General features: G+C 40.6%; 16 protein-coding genes. All 16 read right to left on the minus strand.

Translation table 11 applies throughout. The annotated features are described in order from the left end of the window. Positions 1-15: 15 nt before the first annotated feature. Entirely contained in the window at positions 16-2,262 is a 2,247-nt protein-coding gene (locus G590_RS19070; RefSeq protein WP_022765479.1) for a penicillin-binding transpeptidase domain-containing protein, read from the minus strand. A 45-nt stretch (positions 2,263-2,307) separates the two neighbouring features. Continuing rightward, entirely contained in the window at positions 2,308-2,748 is a 441-nt protein-coding gene (locus G590_RS0109760; protein ID WP_035763017.1) for a cell division protein FtsL, read from the minus strand. 15 nt (positions 2,749-2,763) lie between these two features. Then, positions 2,764-3,702, minus strand: coding sequence for a 16S rRNA (cytosine(1402)-N(4))-methyltransferase RsmH (gene rsmH, locus G590_RS0109765; protein WP_022765481.1), 939 nt, complete (start codon positions 3,700-3,702; stop codon positions 2,764-2,766). Positions 3,703-3,706: 4 nt separating this feature from the next. Continuing rightward, on the minus strand, positions 3,707-4,147 hold the full coding sequence (gene mraZ, locus G590_RS0109770; RefSeq protein ID WP_022765482.1) for a division/cell wall cluster transcriptional repressor MraZ: 441 nt from the start codon (positions 4,145-4,147) through the stop codon (positions 3,707-3,709). A gap of 242 nt (positions 4,148-4,389) precedes the next feature. Beyond that, positions 4,390-5,967: a helicase HerA-like domain-containing protein gene (locus tag G590_RS0109775; protein WP_022765483.1), complete on the minus strand. Its 1,578-nt coding sequence runs from the start codon at positions 5,965-5,967 to the stop codon at positions 4,390-4,392. 58 nt (positions 5,968-6,025) lie between these two features. Next, positions 6,026-6,877, minus strand: coding sequence for a DegV family protein (locus G590_RS0109780; protein ID WP_022765484.1), 852 nt, complete (start codon positions 6,875-6,877; stop codon positions 6,026-6,028). A 155-nt stretch (positions 6,878-7,032) separates the two neighbouring features. Beyond that, complete coding sequence (locus G590_RS0109785; RefSeq protein WP_022765485.1) at positions 7,033-7,626, minus strand: low molecular weight protein-tyrosine-phosphatase; 594 nt, start codon at positions 7,624-7,626, stop codon at positions 7,033-7,035. 36 nt (positions 7,627-7,662) lie between these two features. Beyond that, positions 7,663-8,556 carry a hypothetical protein gene (locus G590_RS0109790; protein WP_022765486.1) on the minus strand — a complete coding sequence of 298 codons (894 nt, stop codon included), beginning with the start codon at positions 8,554-8,556 and terminating at the stop codon, positions 7,663-7,665. Beyond that, entirely contained in the window at positions 8,549-10,993 is a 2,445-nt protein-coding gene (locus G590_RS0109795; RefSeq protein ID WP_022765487.1) for a hypothetical protein, read from the minus strand. The genes G590_RS0109790 and G590_RS0109795 overlap by 8 nt, the downstream gene beginning before the upstream one ends. A 15-nt stretch (positions 10,994-11,008) precedes the next feature. Beyond that, positions 11,009-14,299, minus strand: a complete 3,291-nt coding sequence (locus G590_RS0109800; protein WP_022765488.1) for a DEAD/DEAH box helicase family protein — start codon at positions 14,297-14,299, stop codon at positions 11,009-11,011. 140 nt (positions 14,300-14,439) lie between these two features. Beyond that, positions 14,440-15,153: a hypothetical protein gene (locus G590_RS0109805; protein ID WP_022765489.1), complete on the minus strand. Its 714-nt coding sequence runs from the start codon at positions 15,151-15,153 to the stop codon at positions 14,440-14,442. 10 nt (positions 15,154-15,163) lie between these two features. Then, complete coding sequence (locus G590_RS20600; protein ID WP_022765490.1) at positions 15,164-16,348, minus strand: restriction endonuclease subunit S; 1,185 nt, start codon at positions 16,346-16,348, stop codon at positions 15,164-15,166. Between the two features lie 23 nt (positions 16,349-16,371). Beyond that, complete coding sequence (locus G590_RS0109815) at positions 16,372-17,184, minus strand: DUF4238 domain-containing protein (protein ID WP_155828743.1); 813 nt, start codon at positions 17,182-17,184, stop codon at positions 16,372-16,374. Between the two features lie 5 nt (positions 17,185-17,189). Beyond that, a complete protein-coding gene (locus tag G590_RS21075; protein WP_081641046.1) occupies positions 17,190-18,323 on the minus strand; it encodes a restriction endonuclease subunit S in 1,134 nt (377 codons plus the stop codon). Between the two features lie 50 nt (positions 18,324-18,373). After that, entirely contained in the window at positions 18,374-19,873 is a 1,500-nt protein-coding gene (locus G590_RS0109825) for a class I SAM-dependent DNA methyltransferase (protein ID WP_330361673.1), read from the minus strand. Between the two features lie 12 nt (positions 19,874-19,885). Further along, the gene (locus G590_RS0109830; RefSeq protein ID WP_026494066.1) at positions 19,886-20,944 is read right to left on the minus strand and encodes a Fic family protein; all 1,059 of its coding nucleotides are present in this window, start codon (positions 20,942-20,944) and stop codon (positions 19,886-19,888) included. Positions 20,945-21,006: the final 62 nt, after the last annotated feature.

A 21,006-nucleotide genomic window follows, 5' to 3' on the forward strand; every position in this document is an offset into this window, starting at 1 on the left:
CGTTTTCATAACGCTTTAGTTACCATTACCATCCGGAACAGGCTCAAATATGCTCTCTGAGCCAAAATCAGGCAAATCATCTCCTCCAAAAGCATGTCCGCTTTCCGGATCGATAAGATCACCTGTGTTCGGGTCAATATAATACCCCGTTGCAGGATCTACGTCAAATGACTCCCATATTGTACTTTGCTCTGCAGCCTCGGCAGTTTCCTCCTCCGGCTGGGTTTCTTCTTCCGATGTCTCCTCCTCGCCTTCTGCTTCAGTTTCTGTTTCCTCTCCCTCAGCAGTAGCTGTTGTAACCATCTGCTCACGCAGCTCTGCAAGTTCAGCCTGTTCCTTCTCCGAAAGCTCCTCAGTCATAGGATAGTTGAGATAAGGAAGTGCCTCTGTAAGGACCGCCCTTACTATTCTCGTGGCGAACTTGGCATCATCCTGATACTGGACATTGCATCTGTCAACGACTACATAGATTGCAATATCAGGATCATTGGCGGGAGCATATCCCATGAACGAAACAACATACTGCCTGTTTCCACGAGGGAGAGTCTGCGCCGTTCCCGTTTTGCCGCCTATCATGTAGCCTGCAGGCCTTGCGGTTTTACCGGTACCTTCCGCTCCGGCAACAACCTGGTTACAATACTCTATTATCTTGTCAGATGTACTCTGTGATACTGTCTGTCTTAAAACCCTTGGTTCAATGTTCTTGATAGTTGCTCCGCTGCTGGATACAATTCTTTTCACCACATGAGGTTCATAGTAGTATCCACCATTTATAAGTGAGCAGAAACTGGTGATCATCTCGATCATATCCACATTAAAACCCTGTCCGAACGAGTTCGTGGCCAGATCGGTAGGTGTCATGTTGGCTGCACTGTATGTGAGACCCTCAGTTCTTGCTTCTCCGGCAAGATCCACATTGGTCTTGAGTCCGAACCCGAAATCCTTCTGGAACTTGGTAAAAGTACTGATTCCCGTTGCCTGAGCCACATACATCATAGCAACGTTGCAGGAAATCTCGACGCCTCTTTCCACAGAAACCTGTCCGTCACCATATGTGTTATGACACTTGATCTCCCATCCTCCGACATCAAGCTTACCTGTACAGTTATATACTTCATTACCCGTTATAGATCCGCTCTCAAGTCCTGTCGCAACAGTAAACGGCTTAGCTACAGATCCGGGCTCGTATGTATCTGAGATACAGAAATTCTTCCAAAGAGCGTTGTAATTCTGGTAGAGTTCTTCATCGGTAAACTCTGAAAGCATCTCTTCTGTAATATAAACTCCGGAGTCAAACACCGATTCTCCCTTGACCTTGTTACCCTTCTCATCCACTGCAGGCATTCCGATGAGATTTGCAGTATCTCTGGGATTGTTAAGATCAAAGCTCGGATAACTCGCCATAGCAAGGATATCGCCCGTATGGACATCCATCATGATGCAGCCCACATTGTTGGCGCCGTTACCCTGCCTGAAGTTATTGGCATACTGATCGTTAAACTCTTTTAAATGCTTCTCTACTATATTCTGAAGGTTACCGTCTATTGTGGTAACGATGCTGTCTCCGTCAGTTGCGGGAATTGTGGTTCTCTCAAGGTTTGAATCCTCATCCAGATAGCCGTACTCCCTTCCCATGGTTCCCGAAAGCGTATTATTGTAATACTCCTCAAGACCATACATACCGTTATTGTCACTGGATGTGAATCCGATGATATCGCAGGCCAGCGAGCCGTTCGGGTATTTCCTGATATAGCTTGGTTCAAACCAGATTCCCTGGATATTGGCGTCGTAGCCATCCATTCCGGGAGTTATCATATCCTGGAAATTCTTGATCTCATCATATGAAAGTTTTTTGGCCAATATATAATACTGTGATGTCGGATGATCAGACAGATATGATCTTATCTCTCCCGCATCAAGGCTGAACTCCTTGACAAGGGCTTTAACTGTGGGATCCACAAATTTCTCGTCTCTCAAAAGAAGCTTGGCATCAAGGATAACATTATAAACCTTCTCACTGTAAGCCAGCACTGTACCGTTGGCATCAAGTATCTCTCCTCTTCTGAAAGGCAGCGCAGTCGAGTCATATTGCTGCTGAGAAAGAACCTGCTTCTCATACTCCTCACCGTTATTCTTGGTTATATAGATAAGTCTTACCCCTAACCCAACGAAAGCCAGTAGTACCAATACAAAAAGTACTACCAGCTTTTTCTTCATTCCTATTGTGAATTTCTGAACGTTCCCCGATCTTCTGCGTTTCATTAAACCATTTCATTTCCTTCCAAACTAACTCATGATGATGGTCCGCTAATTCTTCCCAACCTCAGGGATTGGTGCAAGCTGTCTTACATAATCGTTACCACCACCATCGGAATACGTTACGACCTGGCCTTCTGTAGCATAAGTCATGCCGTATTCCTGTATGGCAATACGCTTCACTTCCTCAAGGTCCACGTTGCCATTGGCTCTATTATACGCCTCATCATTGTCCTGTTTCAAATTATTTAACTGACTCTCCAGTGCAGCGATGTTTTTAACGCTGTTCTTAACCTGTGACTGGAGAGAAATGTACCATGCAAGAGTGCCCACCATAAGCACCATGGCCAATGATAAAAACAGAAGATAGCCAAGGCTCATGTTATGTCTCTTATGCTGCCTTCCGGTCTCATGAACATGGTAAGGCATGTCTCTACGAACTCTGTTTGGCTTTCTTACGGTAGTTCCGCGTATATATTCACTTCTTGCCATGTTCACACCTCCTTTTTACATTGTTTTTTCGAATACTCTGAGCTTAGCGCTCTGAGATCTCTTGTTCTCCGCCAGCTCCTCTTCGCTTGGCAGGATAGGTTTTCTTGTTATAACCTTTCCTTTTGATTTCTTGCCACATACACATACCGGAAAGTCCGGCGGGCATGTGCAAGGATTTTCGTTGGTTTTAAAATTGTTCTTGGTTATGCGGTCTTCCAACGAATGGAATGTAATCACACACAGCCTTCCTCCCGGATTCAAAAAATCGATGAATCCATCCAGAGAATTCTGAAGCACATCCAGTTCTCTGTTTAAAGCAATCCTGATAGCCTGATAAGTTCTCTTGGAAGGATGTCCTCCCTTTTCTCTCATCTTGGCCGGAATGGCAGCCTTTATTATGTCGTTCAGCTGTCCCGTGGTCTCAATAGGTGCCTTCTGCCTTTCAATGCAGATATGTTTAGCTATGTTCTTGGCAAATTTGTCTTCGCCGAAGTCTCTTATAATATGAAATATCTCTGTTTCCGAATACTCGTTTACAATATCTCTGGCCGTCAGGGTCTGTCTCTGATCCATTCTCATATCCAGAGGAACGTCTTCTTTGTAGGTAAAGCCTCTCTCAGCGTTATCAAGCTGGAAGGATGATACTCCAAGGTCAAGCAAAATCCCATCTACGCCGCTTACTCCGAGATTTTTAAGCCTTGTCACTGCATTTTCATAGTTGTCACGGATGATCGTGACTCTGTCAGCAAAGGGCTCCAGCCTCTTCGTCGCAGCTGCTATAGCATCCTCATCCTGATCGGTCCCGTAGAGATGTCCGCCCTCTGTCAGTCTTTCCGCAATATGAAAAGAGTGCCCGGCTCCTCCAAGGGTTCCGTCGAGATATATCCCGTCAGGCTTTATATTCAGATTATCTAGGCACTCATTAAGAAGTACCGAATAATGCTTGAATTCCATAGGCTTAAATACTCAATCCGTACTCGCTCATCTTAGCAGCGATTCCATTGATATCTTCAAAGGTACTTGCCTTCTCCCACTCTGCCTTGCTCCAGATTTCAGCCCTGTTACCTACACCGGCAATAACAGCTTCCTTCTCAATCTTGGCATGTTGTAGGAGATTTGATGGTAAAAGAATTCTTCCCTGTTTGTCCACTTCTGCATCAATGGCACCTGAGATAAAGAAACGTCCCAGCATACGGGCTTCCGGCTTATCCATCGGAAGTGCCTGGAGCTTTTCCTCGAACTGGTCCCAGCCTTCCTGAGCAAACACAAAAAGGCATCCGTCAAACCCCTTGGTCACCACAAACTGATCACCGAGAAGCTCACGGAACTTTGCTGGAACTATGAGCCTTCCCTTAGCATCGATGGAATGGCTGTATTCTCCCTTAAACGCAGCTCTCACTTTTTATACCACTAATTACCACTTTTTAACACTTTTTACCACCTGAAACCATTATAAACAAAAAAATGCCATTTAACAATAGCCTTTTCTCAGGTTTTATCAGCATTTCAGAAGTGGGTGGAAAGTGGGGGACAAAAAAATCGCCTATCTAGTGGTTTTGATTTTTATCACCCACTAAATAAGCGATTTTTTAATTTTGAATTATTACAATTTTTTAAAATTTTAATATTTGAGCCTTAATATCATGACTTGAACAGAGTTGAGAAAAGTCCTCTTCCAAGGCTTGCACCAAGGTTTCCACCCAATGTCTTACCGAACTTTCCGAAAGTTCCGCCGACAGTCTTTCCAACTTCACGTCCGACCGTACCAACAACTGAGTTACCGATTGTCTTGGCTGTCTGTTTCTTCTTTCTGTCAGCTGCTGCCTTTTCCTTCTCGGCAGCCTTAGCTGCAGCGGCCTCTTCCTTCTCTTTTGCCTTACGCTCTGCCTCTGCAGCTTCAAGTTCAGCCTTGGCTTTGGCATCAGCAATTCCCTTTCTCTCAAGGAATTCATAAGCAGAATCAGGATCATGTGGTTCAAAATACTTGTCGTAGAGCTTACTTCCGTTGATCTCACGGTTTCTTGTGGAGGAATCGATTCCGCCCATAAGAGACTGTGGAGGAAGAATCTTAACTTTCTCACATACAGAAGGTGTTCCCGTCTCATCTAATAATGAAATAACAGCCTCTCCTGTACCCAGCTCCTGGATAACATCTGCAGTCTTAAATGCAGGATTTTCACGGAATGAATCAGCTGCCGCCTTAACAGCCTTCATATCGGAAGGAGTATAAGCATGAAGCGCATGCTGGATCTTATTACCAAGCTGAGCAAGAACGCCATCCGGGATATCCCTCGGATTCTGTGTTACAAAGTAGATGCCAACACCCTTTGATCTGATGAGCTTGACTACCTGCTCGATCTTGTCCATAAGCATCTTGGGTGAATCCTTGAAGAGAAGGTGTGCTTCATCAAAGAAGAATACCATCTTGGGCTTATCAAGGTCTCCCACCTCAGGAAGTGTCTCAAAGAGCTCTGACATCATCCAAAGAAGGAAGGTTGCATAGAGTGTTCCGTTATTGATAAGGCTTGTGGAATCGAGGATGTTGATCATTCCTCTGCCATCAGAGCCTGTTGCAAACCAGTCATGAATATCAAGTGCAGGCTCAAAGAAGAACTTATCTGCTCCTGACATCTCCAGAGATACGATAGACCTTACAATAGCTGCTACCGATACAGGGCTGATATTGCCGTAGTCTGCAGCAAAATCATTTCTGTTCTCCGAAACATAGTTAAGAAGAGCTTTTAAATCCTTGGTATCTATAAGGAGAAGCTCATTGTCATCAGCGATCTTGAAAGCAATTGTGAGAATATCTCTCTGAAGATCGTTAAGACCGAGAATTCTTGACAAAAGAAGCGGTCCCATCTCAGAAATTGTAGTGCGGAGCGGAATTCCCTGCTCTCCGAACACATCCCAGAAAGTTGCAGGATATTTCTTGTATTCAAATCCTGCTTCTGCAAGACCGAACTTCTGGATACGCTTCTGCATATCCTCAGAGTCTCTGCCTTCCTCTACCATACCTGAGAGGTCACCCTTAACGTCTGCAAGAAATACAGGAACTCCCATGTCGCTGAAAGACTCAGCAAGGACTTTCAAAGTGATTGTTTTACCTGTTCCGGTTGCACCTGCGATAAGGCCGTGACGATTGGCCATCCTGGGTAAAAGAAATACATTCTCCCCGTTTTCTGTGTTGGCAACCCAAATCTTGTTATCTCTTAACATGAATACCCTCCTCCAACAAAAAAATCGAATTAAAACACTGAATCTATTTTACCACAGTTTACGGTTTTTCGAAGTAGGCAAGTGCAATTGCTCCGGGTCCTGCATAAGTTCCTATAGTGGCTCCAACAGTGGCATACTGAAGCTTTTCTTCGTGTCCCTCGTAAAGGCACTTGGAATCTTCTACATATTTTTTGAGCATCTCGTCTGAAAATCCGGTGTATCCCAGGCATACAGGCATATCCATGTCGATACCACCTGTCTTGTTTACAAACTCGATCAGCATGTTGTGGCTGTTCCTGGAGCCTCTTGCCTTGCCGATTACTCTGACCTCTCCATCTTCTATTGTAATTACCGGCTTTATCATGAGCAGATTCCCTGCAAAAGCTGCTGCCGAGGAAAGTCTTCCGCCGAGTTTAAGATATTCAAGTGTGTCAAAAACAGCGATGACATGCGCGCGCTTCATCTCTTCCGTAATGGTCTCCACGATTTCTTTTGCCGAAAGGCCTTTGTCCCTAAGTTCCACCGCTCTCTGAACAATAATGTACTCAGATATGCAGAACTGCCTGGTATCTACAACATAGATGTTTTCAGAGAAATCATCGGCGGCCATACATGCGCTCTGGTATGAACCCGATACTCCGGATGAGAGTGTAAAGCAGATAAGCTCATCTCCTGCATCCTCAGCCTTCTGATATTTCTGTGAATAATCATAAGGTGTTATCTGACTGGTCTTTGGTACTTCATCTGTTTCTATTAGCTTTTTGTAGAAGTCCGCACAAGAAAGTGTTACGCCGTCCAAAAACTCCTCATCACCAAATCTGACCTTCAGGGGCATTACCGTGATTCCCCACTGCCCGGCCCTCTCCTGCGATATATCGCTTGCCGAATCCGTTATTATCCTTACTGCCATTGTAATCTCCTCCAAGCAAAATGCGTTTCCGTTTTTGCGCACAAAATATGCTACTGCCATACGTTTGAAATTTGCAGTTTCCAAACATAGACAGTAGCATATCATAATTCATCGTAGTAAAGCAATGTAGTATAGATAACTACGTATATGTGTATTTACCCCCTCGGGAAGTCATCGTAGTTGATGCCTGAGTTTCTGTATTCGGTATCTGAGGTTTCATCGTCGTCCGTGACATAGTCAGAGAGCTCTTTTGCCATATCGGGATCACTGAGTATACTCCTGAACAGACCATGGCACCCTTCAGAAACATCTCGCCAGGTGGCATCGAAGTTCCCGGTATACCAGGGGTCTGCCACATCCCCGTCCCTGTCTGCAAAATCCAGCATCTTGTACAGCTTGTGGTCCGGATCTCCGCCAAAGAGTCCGTTTAAGTTCCTCATATTGGCCGAGTCCATACCTATAATATAGTCAAACTTGTCATAGTCTGTCCTGGATGTAAGCCTCGCGCGCTTTGCGCTGACGCCCAGCTCATTGTCCGGGGTACCGATCCCGTGTTCTCTGAGCTTGGCTCTCGCCGGCGGATATACCGGGCTTCCCGTTCCATTCCAGATCTCATCCGTGTGGGTTGCGGAGGATTCTATGTGGAAGGCATCCCACAGCCCCTGTTTGTTAACTATGTCTTTCATTACAAACTCTGCCATTGTTGAACGGCAAATGTTGCCGTGGCAGACGAATAGTATCTTAATCATATCGTTTTTCCTTGTTTTATCAGGGCTTAACAACCACTATTCTCTAAACAAAATCTTTGTCAATTCCGTGCCCGTTATTTTTCCCTCTTTATAGTCATTCCAAAGTTGCCTATACTCTTTTCTGTTAATATGTGCTACTAATTCTCCTGAATTATCACCTAAGAATTCGTGCAAGCCATCATTGATTTTCTTAACTATATACTCAAGAAAACGAAGCCTTAACTCGTCTTCTTGAATCTTCTTGTACATGATGTAACTATTCGACAGTTTCTCAGCCCCAAATGACCAACCGATTTTTCTTATAGCTCTTAGTTCAGCAAGTTTTTTCCTTTCAGAATGATACATGAAATCATAAACATCTGAATGGTTGGTAATCATATCCGTGCTTTTGGCAGTAATATCGCATTTAGACAGTTTTCTTAAAACACCAGGAAAATACCTCTTTGAAAACCCCAATTCCTTTATATCCAGTATTACAAGTTGATTTTTAATCATCTTAATTTCTTTAACATCAGAATTAAACCCTTTCTGGCAAAATACAATGCCTTCTTTAGTCCTCTTTTTTATAATCCCCTCTATTTCCCCAATTTCAAATGATGAAAGAACCTGTGTCGTCGTTCCGTCATCAGCTTTCTTTATCGAATATTCAGGATGAATATAAAAATACGCTTTACCATATGCCATAAGGCTATAGGCAATTCTGCTTACAATCTGTTCAATATCATAGCTACTGTAGTAGTGGTATCGTCCCTTTAAAAGATTCTTTATTTTACATCCATTGGGCTCAAATGTAAAAAAATCTCGATTTTCTCCTTTTTTACCCAAAAAGAAAGAATACCTGGAGGCTAAATCATTAAAAAAGCGATGCGAATAAATACTATTCTTAGGCGAGCGGTACTTTCTTTTTAATCTGCTTTGATCACTAAACATCCAACATTACCTCATCCCATGAATTTGTGGTTTTAAATCTTTTTTCCGAAGGAAGATGCGGATTGACACACATTACCCAGAACACCTCTGCCGGATCAGTAGTAAAGCCCAAATCCATAATATTTGAGCAAAAAGCTTTCAAAAGTTTACTATCGGTCTTTAATACCGAACCATAAATACCGTATTCCGTCTCGCACATACCGCTTTCTCTAATAGCATTCGCAACATTCAGCTGCCACCCTGTTTCAAGGATATCCCTACTTCCTATTCCCATCATAAAACTATTTCTATTTTGGATATACTCAATGAGTTTCTCTGGAAGATTACTCTTTTCCCCATTCTTTACAAATATTGCATCGGAGCCATCTGACACACGATTCTTCCATTCCATATTGCCATGAAACTCGCCCCATAAAATTGCAAGTCCTCCAATTTGAGCCCATTCAACAATTGGGGAAGTAAACATGTAATAAGCATATTCTGCCCTATATAGGTTGTTTTTCTTCACAAAGTCAGATCTAATATACTCCTGATACAAAAGCATTATTTTTGAGAGATTTTCATAATCTACCGAAAACTGTTCTATATCATTGCAAATAATAGCATCTACCGCATCCTCGCAGATATGGTTGTAGCTTTCCCCGAGAAAATCAGGGAAATCTTCGCTGTTTTTCCAATTATCTAAAGCAAAATGGCATGAACACTCAGAAAGTAATGTTGGCGTTTTCTTTTTCCATTCCGCCATAGTTTCCTGTAACTGTTTTAAGCGAAAGTTATCCCAAAGCAGTGCATTATCAATATGAAATTCTTCAAGTTCCGACTTTCGATTATTTACAACATATATAAATCTGGATAGTTTCGACTCATACTCATAAAACCTTGTAAAAATGATGCAAGCTTCAAAGTATAATTCATTATCCGAGAATAGCTTCCCTAAACCGAATGCATGATCAAGCCCTTCTCGAACAATATCCAGCAAAGAATTCAAATATACGTACTCTTCCTTTGCGACTTGTTGCTTTATAACCCAGTCTGGAGTAATTCTCTTTCCCTCAACTTTTATTACCGTGATTACTTTTTCGTAAAATTCTTTATTTCCTCTTCTCCGAAGAACTATGCTTTTCTCATAATCACAACCTTTATCAATAGATTTCAAGACTGATGAAACTATCGACTGAAAATTGAACTCCTGATACAATTTGCTTGTTTCAAGAATCAAATTAAGATAAAGTAAGGAAATTATTTCAACCAAACCCGCAAATGTTTTTCTCATTTCTTCATTTATCTTCTCTTTAGGCACACTATCTTCAATTGCCTGTCTTAGTGCATCCACCTGTGCCACATAATAATTTGCCTCCTTACTCTCAATAGCCATTCTACATATTCCATCAACTGCAAGCAGATAAGTATATAGCGATGAATAATCTTGACTTTCAGTAAGAATTCTAACTGAAGCTCGATTTATGGAGAATAATTCATTTTCAAACCACCAATAATCATGTTCTCCCTTTGCCCTTAATGCAGTTCCCGTTCGTAAAGCCAATGAAGATTCAGAATCATTTGTCATATGCCATTTCTGATATTTGGGAGTATCACGGAACCACATAGATAATCTGCTTATATCTTTTTTATTTCTCCAATATACAGAAACAATCACAAGGTTCTTGCACATGAACTCAGTCAAGGTTGTATGGTCGTTTCCGCCCAGATGCTCACCATATTTTTGGATTGCTTTCAAAATATCTATCTGTTTCTCAGTTGCCTTCATAAAATAATTTTGAAAACTGGCATCTGTTGAAAACATCGCTTGATGTAATCTTTTGGTTACAATCCGATAAAGTATGCGATTAGAGTCATCGGCAATGCTATAAACATCAGATAGCTGGTACGCTCTATTCCCTGCAATACTGTAGGATACAATCACAACAACTGACCATACTGCAGATGAAATAACCACTATCCAACTGATCCTCGCCTTTATCATGGTTGCTGATAGGATAACTATCCCGAAAGCAATATAATCAACTATTCCAGATACACATTTTCTAATTAACCTGTCATCTTGAAATGCATTTGAAATACATCTCGGAGCATTCACATATCTTGTAGAAAAAATTGTAGACACATTAGAACAATACAAACCGAGAATCAGCCCTGCAATACCAATGCCTCCTATTATGAAAGGAGCGAAAATAGTATTGTCTACAACAGACAATATACCCTTTTTTACAAAGTAATAATCCGTCCCCAAAACAACAGACGATATCAGCAATCCCTTAACTATCTCAAGCAAGGAATCCTTGATTACCCTTTGTCTGAAAGGTTTGTATTCACTTATCCCCGTAGTACCATCAATCAGACAGTATATTAACTTTTTTACCCGAAACACTATATTCTGTATAGTTTTTCGCAGACCCCAGTACATTTTTCCATTCATATCCGCTCTGTATTCTTACGCTGCTATTGCGTTATCATTTATGCTTTCTATAATCTTCCGAATTCCCATCCAGACATTAATATCTGTAAATATCTCGACCACGCTTCCCTGATCCGTAAACGGAGATTCTTGAAGCACGGACAGATCCTTCATCATACCGTTATGTACGATATACTCAACTATCTGGTTAACAAAGTATATCTGCCGGCTGTCAAGATTAGCGCCTTCCAAGTACTCTGAAAACGCCGCTTTGGCCGCATTCATATCAAGTCCAACGATCTCACGCACGAGCTCACCCAAAGGCTTAGAACCGTACTCCTGCTCATATTCTTCCTTTGTGCCAAGCTCAGACCAGAGAACTTTTTCCAATGCCTCTATATCGTCGTGCGACAAAGGAATGTTGGACTTAAGTTTTTTAATTGCCTCGTTATCCTGATGTTCACGGATGTAGTACTCTGCTTTTGCCTTGTAATTCTTCAGGTCATCGTTCTCAAGTTCCGACTCATTCCAGGAAACATCAAGGATATCATCCTCAAAGTTTGTGTCATAACGAAGCTTAGTATGAGGAATATATTTCATAAGATTACGAAGTTTTTCTCTGATTTCCTCAAACTCATTAATGCCACAGTTATCGATGTAATCCGTATGAAGTATCTTATCGATAAGTTCTGCCTGCACCTTTATTTCCGGTACGTTTGCAACGCTGGCTATACCCCTAACGCGCTTATACAAATCGCTGCGGGCTTTTCCGTATTTCTTACCCACAAGGTATGCAAGTTCTATGCCATACATAAGTGCATCGAAACGTACCGCACTCGCATCGTCATCGTTCGGTAGAATCAGAGGAGCAAGTTCTTCACGTACTATCAAAGTATCTTCATACGTCAGAGTCTGATAATTCGCCTCATTTGAATACAAGTCAACATATTTCAGGTGCTGCCTTACCGCAAAATTTTCACGCGGAAGTTCCTGCACCTTACCGGTCATCATTTCTACCAAAGCATTACGATATGCTATAAGCCTGTCTACCTGATATTCCAGATCCTGTAGCTTATATGTAATCTCGAACTGCAGATTAAAGATTGCTCCTTGAAGCGCAATCATATTAGCAGTAGGTTTTCCCTTGCTCATGCGGAAGAACTCAAAGTTGCCGCAGAAATCAAAAATGTAAAACTTGCTCTTGTCTTCTCCATCAATAAGCCCCGGACAAAGTCTGGTACCACGTCCAATCATCTGCCAGAACTTGGCATAGCTCATTACCTTCTTAAAGAAGACAAGGTTTAATACTTCCGGTACATCGATACCGGTATCCATCATATCAACAGATATCGCAATCTGAGGCAGCTTATTAGGCTCAGAGAACTCATCAATAAGAGTCTGGGCATAGTTGATCCTATTGTCGATTACCTGAGCAAATCCATTCAAATGCGGGTAATCCTTATTAAAGATTTCAAGAATCTTCTCCGCATGGTCATGGTTCTTTGCAAAAATGATCGTCTTACCAAGCTTCTGACCATAATCTATCTTAATACCCTCTGTCATAACGGTGTGAAGTACCTGGCGTATGGTATCTTCGTTAAAAATCCATGAGTTAAGCGATGATGAACTTATGGCTTCCGGAACATCTCCGTCTTCCATCTCAAAGGTACTTTCATAAATTGCTTTATCTTCCTCGGAAAGATCCGCATACACGATTCCCTGTTCTATAAACTTAAGCTTAGTTTCTACAGACAAGAAATCAACAAGATATCCGTCGGTTACAGCCTGACCGAGTTCATAACCGTATGTAGGAACGCCGGGTTCCAATTCAAATATCTCATATGTATTCTTATCGATATCATCCTTAGGTGTAGCCGTAAGGCCTACCAGTGGAGCATCAAAGTATGTAAAGATATCTCTGTATTTGTTATAAATGGACCTGTGCGCCTCGTCGCATATTACAAGGTCAAAATGTCCACTGGTAAACAGTTTCTGATCCTCAACCTTTACAGAATCAATGCAGTTCATCATAGTCTGATACGTAGAGAAAACGCAGTGAGCATTATAGTTATCCTTCTCTTCACAAAGGTTTGTCACTGAAAGGGATGAATAGTTGTTCACAAACGCCCTCTTTGCCTGAGTTACAAGAGATGTTCTGTCAGCAAGAAAAAGGATATTCTTAATCCATCCTGCATCAAGAAGTACATGGCACAGTTCGATTACAGTTCTTGTCTTACCGGAACCTGTCGCCATGACAAGAAGGGCTTTTCTGCGATTCTTCTTATCAAAGCTGTCGCATACCGCCTTAATGGCAGCCTCCTGATAGTATCGTCCAGCGATCTTCTTATCTACATTTATATGATCAAGGGATGTCCGCATCCTTCTGAGATTGAACATCTTTTCAAGGTCTGCCTTGGAGTAAATGCAGGCAACCTTTCTCTCCGGATACTGTCCATCAATAATTCTTGTTTCAAAACCATTGGTTAAGAAAACGCACGGTCTTCTCTTGTATTGTTTTTCCAAAAGATCTGCATAAAGCTTTGCCTGCTGGCGTCCCTTAGATACGTCAACGCAGGTTCTCTTGGCTTCAACAACGGCAAGTGGCTTATGTGAATTATCATAAAGAACATAGTCCGCATAGCCGACTTCAGATTTATTTGGCATTCCCGGAAGTTCTACTTCATTGATCCAATCGGAGCCCTCTTTCCATCCGGCATCCATAAGCATGGCATCAATATAAATCTTTCGTGTTTTATACTCGGAAAGATCCAGCGGCTTTGGAACATAGGTTTCTGCCTGTTCTTCACGTCGTGATGTCAGTTCTTTCTTCAGTGCCGAATTCTCTGCAATCAGCTTTTCTATATCAACATCAGGGAAATCTTTTTTAATCTGCTCCGTTTCATCCTTTGCAAGTAAAGACTTGTCAAAGGTATGCTCTTCGTATTCATCAGCATAGCAATAGCATACGAAATCGAAGAAAATCTGCAGATTCTCAAGGCAAAGAATCGCCTGATCCTCCGTAATCTTCTTACCGGAATGAGCAGCATTGTTACCCATCTTACGAATAAAATCCATACGTTTCATAAGGTCTTCATCGATGATATCTCTGAATTCCTCTGTGCTCATTAGACTTATCAGATTATCCTGGTAAGGCATAGATAGGGAAGCATCGACCGAATACATCCACTTTATTGCAAACTCCATCGCCCTGCGGCAGTTTATGATGCAGGAGGTAGAATCTATATATAATATTTTCTCAGCCGCAATAGCCACATCTGAAAACGTGTCAAACTTCGGCTCCTTTTTCAAATAATCGAAATTGGTCATGTAGCTACCTCCCATTGAAATACTTGCAGAAATTGTAAAACACACAATCCGTTATCTCTTTTTGTTATTCTTTGATTCCCAGTTAGAAATGGCATTAGCACATAGCTTTGTTAAGGGTTCTCCAATGGCATACCTCGTATTTATAACCTATCCATGCTTGCAAGAGAGCATTCCCTCTCATATTGCATCGCAAGGTTATCATAATTGAAGAACTTCACATATTTAACAATCCTGCTATACATTGATCGTTCCATAAGCGATTCAAATTGCCTGCGCCTGCTCTCATCTGCAATAATATAAAAATCAGCGCGAAAATCCTGAAGTTCATAGAATTTGTCCAAAGAGTTAGAGATGTTCGTTGAATGCTCGACCTCATAGAATCTGCAAGGCATTTTGCGTTCATTAAACCAGATTACATCCACCGTTTTTGCCCTGCTTGTAATACTTTCATAAGTGAATGGCGGAAGTTCAGTTTCCGTTGTGATCTCAGACAATCGCTTTTCCAAGAACAATCGATTCTTATCTTGATTCGGAACATAAGTCCTGTAATTATGCATATTTCCAAGCTCGACTATCATTCCCTGGTAATAAGAATGTGTAAAAATCTCATCGTTATCCTTATTGTTCTCTTGGATATCAAATTTTCGTAGCACTTCCTCCTTGAAATCCGCAAGAGCCCAAAGTCCCGGTTTTATCCTGAAAAATTCATTATTAACTTGAACAATCTGCCTTACACTCGCCTGCGGCGTCTTTGTTTTCCAAGTACTGAAATCCATCAAGCGATTCAATTGTTGAAATGTAGCATATCCACCATTATTCCTCATGGTTTCAATGACTTGTTGTTTCTGTGTCATAGGTTTGCTCCTATCCAAAATACTCCTGCATCAGACTATCAAAAAGTGTCTGTGTTTCATCCAAAGCCTTCTGTACGACAACTTTTGATTTGTCGACTTGTTTTGCAAAATCTGCAAATCGATTTTGCAAATCTATATCCGGCACATATATAACCGTTGAATTTATCTTTGATAGTAATAGATTCGGTTGCGCTGAGGCACTTTCAACCAAATACATCTTCGTATTAACCCTGTAACACCATTTTAGGAAGACTGGATTCAGTACATCTTGTTTTACTTTAAGCAAAGCCACGCTTTTTTGTAAAAGTGTATGTGTTGTTCTGGCATCGGAAGCAATAGCTGATTTTCCTATCGTTGCTCCAGTATTTACTATCAAAAAATCGCCAATATCAACATTGCAGCGTTTATAATCTTTTTCAAATTCTTCAGTATTTATCTGAGGCGCAGTATCATAATGAATCTCATCATCGAAAATCTCTCGTGCTCCAACAAAATAACGCCCAGTCCCGTCTTCTTGAATGCATCCCCCATGCTTTCCATCTGTTATTTTATTACAAAGCTCTTTTAATGTTGATTTTGCAAACTCTTGTGCCGGATTATCCAGTGTTCCAAAGAGCTCGACAAATCGGGCTTTGATGATGTTATCCATATCTGATAGCTGTGTATTTCTTAAAGTAATGACACCATAAAGCTTGCCAAATAGCTCTGCATACTCTATCTGTCTCTTTTTATCAGGTAATGGAATTACTATTTCATTTATATCCTTAAGTGAAAGATTAAGCTGAGCTACTCCTTGCTTTTTCTTTTCAAACTGCTTTTTTACAATCGGTGACGTTAAAATCAGTTTGATATATGGCAGGTATACATTTTCGTCAGTAATTCTGATAATTGCAAGCGCTTGATTTGTATTGGCAGGGAGCATTTCCTCAGTAACAATTGCCACTCTTCCTATAGCTCCGGCTATAGAGAATAAAACATCACCTGCTTTAAGCTGAGATCTTTTTAGTTTCTCATTGCATTCTTCAGAAATAAAAGCTACCTTTTTAGGAAGAAAGCTACCGTTTTCATCAAAACACTCTATTTTTAAAAAGTTAATACCTTCATCTTGAAAGTCGAATCCTAATGTTGTTGGAGTAGTTCCCTTAGTTATTAATTCAGCAATATCACCTAGCCGAACACGTTTAATATCATCCATCTATCATCCCTACAAATCTCAAATTAAACACCGGGCAATATCATTTGTCTTAAAACAATTTCATTGTTTGCTATCAGTGAATTCCCAAAAGCAAGATCACTTTCATAAGAATTCATCAAGGCGTCAAACATCATATAATTCCGTTTCATCACTTCATAATTATTAAGCATTTTAACATTACATTTATGAATGTCTGTAACAACAGTTACTGGTTTTTTTATGGCCATAGCAAATCTCGAGGATAATGGATAATAACAATAATGATGTAACGGAAATTCTTTTATTATTATTGGTATGTCTGACATCACAAAATTGAACTCGTTAACTGCTTTATAGAATTCTATATGCCCGTTTTTTAAGTCGTTTGTGAATCTTTCTAATAAATACGGCATCACTTCAATAAAGCTGTATGATTTACTAAGCTTATTTTCTATGTTTATCCCTATCTCTTTAGCGGCAAACGGTAAAGCATGAAATATTATCGGATTGCGTATCAGTAAAAAAGAAATCCAAGTATACAATAACTCTAAATCATTATTTGAAATTGTAAGAGTATTCTCATACTCTAGCCGGTTTATAAGAGTGTCTAGAAAGGGAGTAAATTCTGATTCGAGTTGGCCAAAGCCATTCTCTACTGCATTTTTCCCTTTGTCATAAAAAAAGTCACCTTTATCATCTCTTATCTCATATAGATAATTCTGTGCACATAGTTCTTCAATCCTCTTCTTTGAAAAAGATTTATTATGTAGATTATATTCCCAACATTTACCCGGTTCATCTTCGATACAAAAATTCTTTAAAACCATTCTGGGAACATAGTGTTCTCTTTTTTTCATTTTGATCAACCAAAATACTCTTGCATTAAACTATCAAATAGTTTCTGTGTTTCGTCTAATGATTTCTGTACTACAACTTTTGATTTATCGACTTGTTTTACGAACTCAACATACTCATTTTGTAGCCTCATCTCTGGGACAGGTGTCTTAACTTTGGCTATATCTTTAGCAGCAATATTTTTCTTAGCAGTCTTATTTACATACGAATCAAGCCTTTTTTGTCCAACTTCGCTAATAAGATAATGAAATAAAAACAATGGTGCCACCACCCCTGAATTTGCTTGAATCCTTATAAGATTAGGGCTAATATTCGCACCTACTAGTTTTTCTTCTTGGATAATTCCTATTCTTTTTGCTGCTGATCCATCTCCTCGTACAGCCATGACTATATCGTTTATTGATATTACTGTATCCGGAAAGTCCTCATTAACAGTGTCATACACAAAAACATAGTTATTATCATCTGCATCCATGTGCCCATCTAAAAGAATGTTGCCGATTCTGATAACCCTTGTCCCCTGTTCCAAATAATCCATATTACAAAATGTCGGATATCTCTTTAATTGATTACATACATCCAACAGCGGTCTTTCATCCCATCCTTTATCATTTTTTTCCAAATCACCAAAGAGCTCGACAAATCGGGCTTTGATGAGGTTATCAAGTTCTTCTAACTGATGCTTACGTTCTTCTTTTATTGAAACAACTTTTCCAAGCAGCTTAACAATGTACTGCTGTTCCGTTATTGATCTCTTGGGTATCAGCATCTGACGCATAGCTGCTTGTGTTAACTTTTGCCTTGTCGCACCATTAACCATGCCTCCCACGTCATAAAACATTAAAGAATAGCACAAATAATCAACGTCTAAGCCGTCTTTGGGTTTAAGTACATGAGCATGATTATTAACCCAACACTTTCCTGATACTCTGTATGCTATAGATCGTTCCTTGGATCCGAAATTCCCACCATCTTCTGCAAGAAGTACAAGTTCATCATCAAATATATATTCTGCTACGTGATCTTGAATCCCATTTGCTCCATAATATGGATATGGACCTTCAACTCTATCGGATGATGTAATTGGAACACGCATCGAATCCAGTATTTCACAGCAATCTTCTAATAGTATTTTTTCCATCGATCATCCCTACAAATCTCAATTTATTCTTGTCCCGAAGGACACTACAGTTACACAGTAAGAAGTTTTTCAAGCTCATCCATTTCTTGGCTAATCTGCTTCTCAATTTCTCTGATATTTGCCATAATCTCTGATGTAGGCGGATACTCTACCGCTACATATTCAACTTCTTTGTACTTGTTAATAGAGAGATCATAATCATTATCAGCAATTTCCTTCTTGGAAACCATAAAGGACTTGTCCGTACGTTTTCTGTTTTTTTCAGCTTCAAGATTCTTGAAGCGGCTGATGATATCAGGGATATCGTTATCCTTGATTTCAGTACGCTTATCATCAAGACTGAAGCCGTCAGCAGTCATATCATAGAACCATACATCGTCTGTTCCGCCATGTCCTGTCTTAGTAAAGATAAGTATTCCTGTAGAAACACCGGCATATGGCTTAAACACACCGGAGGGCATAGAGATTACTGCTTCAAGTCGCTGATTTTCTACGATTTCCTTTCTTATAGCCCTATGAGCATTGGAAGATCCAAAGAGTACTCCGTCAGGAACGATGCAAGCACACCTTCCACCAATCTTAAGCATTCTTACAAACAGCGCAAGGAACAAAAGCTCTGTCTTCTTGGTCTTACATACCTTCTGAAGGTCTGTTGATACGGTATCTGCATCGAGGTTGCCCTTAAACGGTGGATTTGCCAGAATAAGGGAATACATATCCTTATCAGGGTTCTGGTCAGACAAACTGTCACGATACTCGATAAACGGATTTTCTACTCCATGAGTCATCATATTCATGGCACCGATACGGAGCATGGTTCTGTCCATATCATATCCATGGAACATGTCGTTCATGAAATGATTTCTGTTCTGTTTATCAAGAAGTACTTCCTTCTTGTATTTTTCTCTTAAGTAGTCTCCGCTGGTAACAAGGAATCCTGAAGTTCCGCAAGCCGGATCGCAAATAAAGTCTGTAGGCTTCGGATCCATCATCTCTACCATCATACGGATGATGTGTCTCGGTGTTCTGAACTGGCCGTTAACACCGGACTGAGCAATCTTAGAAAGAAGGTACTCATATACATCACCACGGATGTCTGTCTGGTGTAGTTCTTCCATCATGGAATATATTTCATCCATAGCATCAACAATCTTGGAGAGCATCAAAGGAGTGTTCACCTTAAAGATTGCGTCATCCATGTATTTGCTATAGGCAGAGTTCTTGTCTCCGTGAAGATTCTTTATAAAAGGGAATACCCATTCCTGGACAACTGAATACATTCTCTGTGCCGGGAAGTCGTGGAAGGTAGACCACTTAAGCTGATTACCATCAACCTTACGGTCTCCGATCTCAACTTCATCTGCAAATATGCTCTTGTAAGAAAGCCCAAGCATGGCAGCTTCCTTTGCGCGGAGGTTATCTGTATCATCCAGATCCTTTATAAACATGAGGTATGTCATCTGCTCAACAACATCGAGCGGATTTGTGATTCCGCCGTTCCAAAAGATTTCCCACAAACTATCAATCTTATTACCAAGTTCTCCGGTCATTATCGTTCTCCTTTATTCCTTATCTCTGTTCCAAACGTATTTTGTATATCTGCCGCCACCAATCTTTATTATGCTTTCCGATGACAGAAGTTCTGACAGTGCCCTCTCAACAGTTATGCGGCTTATGTCAGGGCATTTTTCCATGATCTGCGACTTCGTGATCTCGCCGTAAGTATTTTTTATCAATTCAGCCACGCGCTCCGGTTTTGAAAGTCCGCTTGCAACCAATGTCTCTACTCTGTCAGAGAAATCTCTGTATGCGGCCACTACAACACCAAGCATATACTGTACAAACGGAACATAATTATTCTCTTCCTCATGCCAGTTAAGAGAACTTTCCTGCAGGCACTCATAATATGATGTTTTAGTCTTTTCAATCAGATGCTCGATACTGATGTACTTTCCTACGATGTATCCAGCCCTATACAGCGTCAGCAATGTAAGCAGTCTGCTCATTCTTCCGTTGCCGTCATTAAACGGATGGATGCATAAAAAATCCAGTATAAACATTGGTATCAGAAGAAGCGGATCTATTGTTCCGATCCCGAGAGCTTTGTCAAATTCATTACAAAGATTCTCGATTGCCTCGGGCGTTTCCCATGCAGGAACCGGCCTGAATCTTACAAATTTGTTGCCATGTTCGTCCTCTTCCTCAATAACGTTATCAGCTGCTTTATACTTTCCGCCAATATCATAACCTTCAAATTTATAAAGATCTCTATGAAGCTGTAGGATCATATTTGGTCTTATCGAAATATAATCATGACTCTCATGGATTGTATTAAGCACATCCCTGTATCCGGCTATTTCGCGCTCGTTTCTCGTCTTAGGCGTAGTCTTATCTTTAACTAGTGCTTTCAGTCTCGCATCGGAAGTATAGATACCTTCAATCTTGTTGGATGCCTCTGTACTCTGAATCTTTGCAATCTCCACAAGCTGTGTCAGCGTATCTGCCTTCGCTTCTATAAAAAGAGACTGCTCGCCTTTATACTCATGAATCTGTGTAAGAAGTGCCACTATTTCCGGTGTCAGTAGTTTTTCCCATTTTTTACTGTAATCAAAATTTCTCATTTTAATATCCTCATTTATACATCAATTTACTCATAAGCGGATATAATGATGCATTTAAATAA

It is taken from the genome of Butyrivibrio sp. XPD2006, from assembly GCF_000420865.1.
Lineage (GTDB): Bacteria > Bacillota > Clostridia > Lachnospirales > Lachnospiraceae > Butyrivibrio.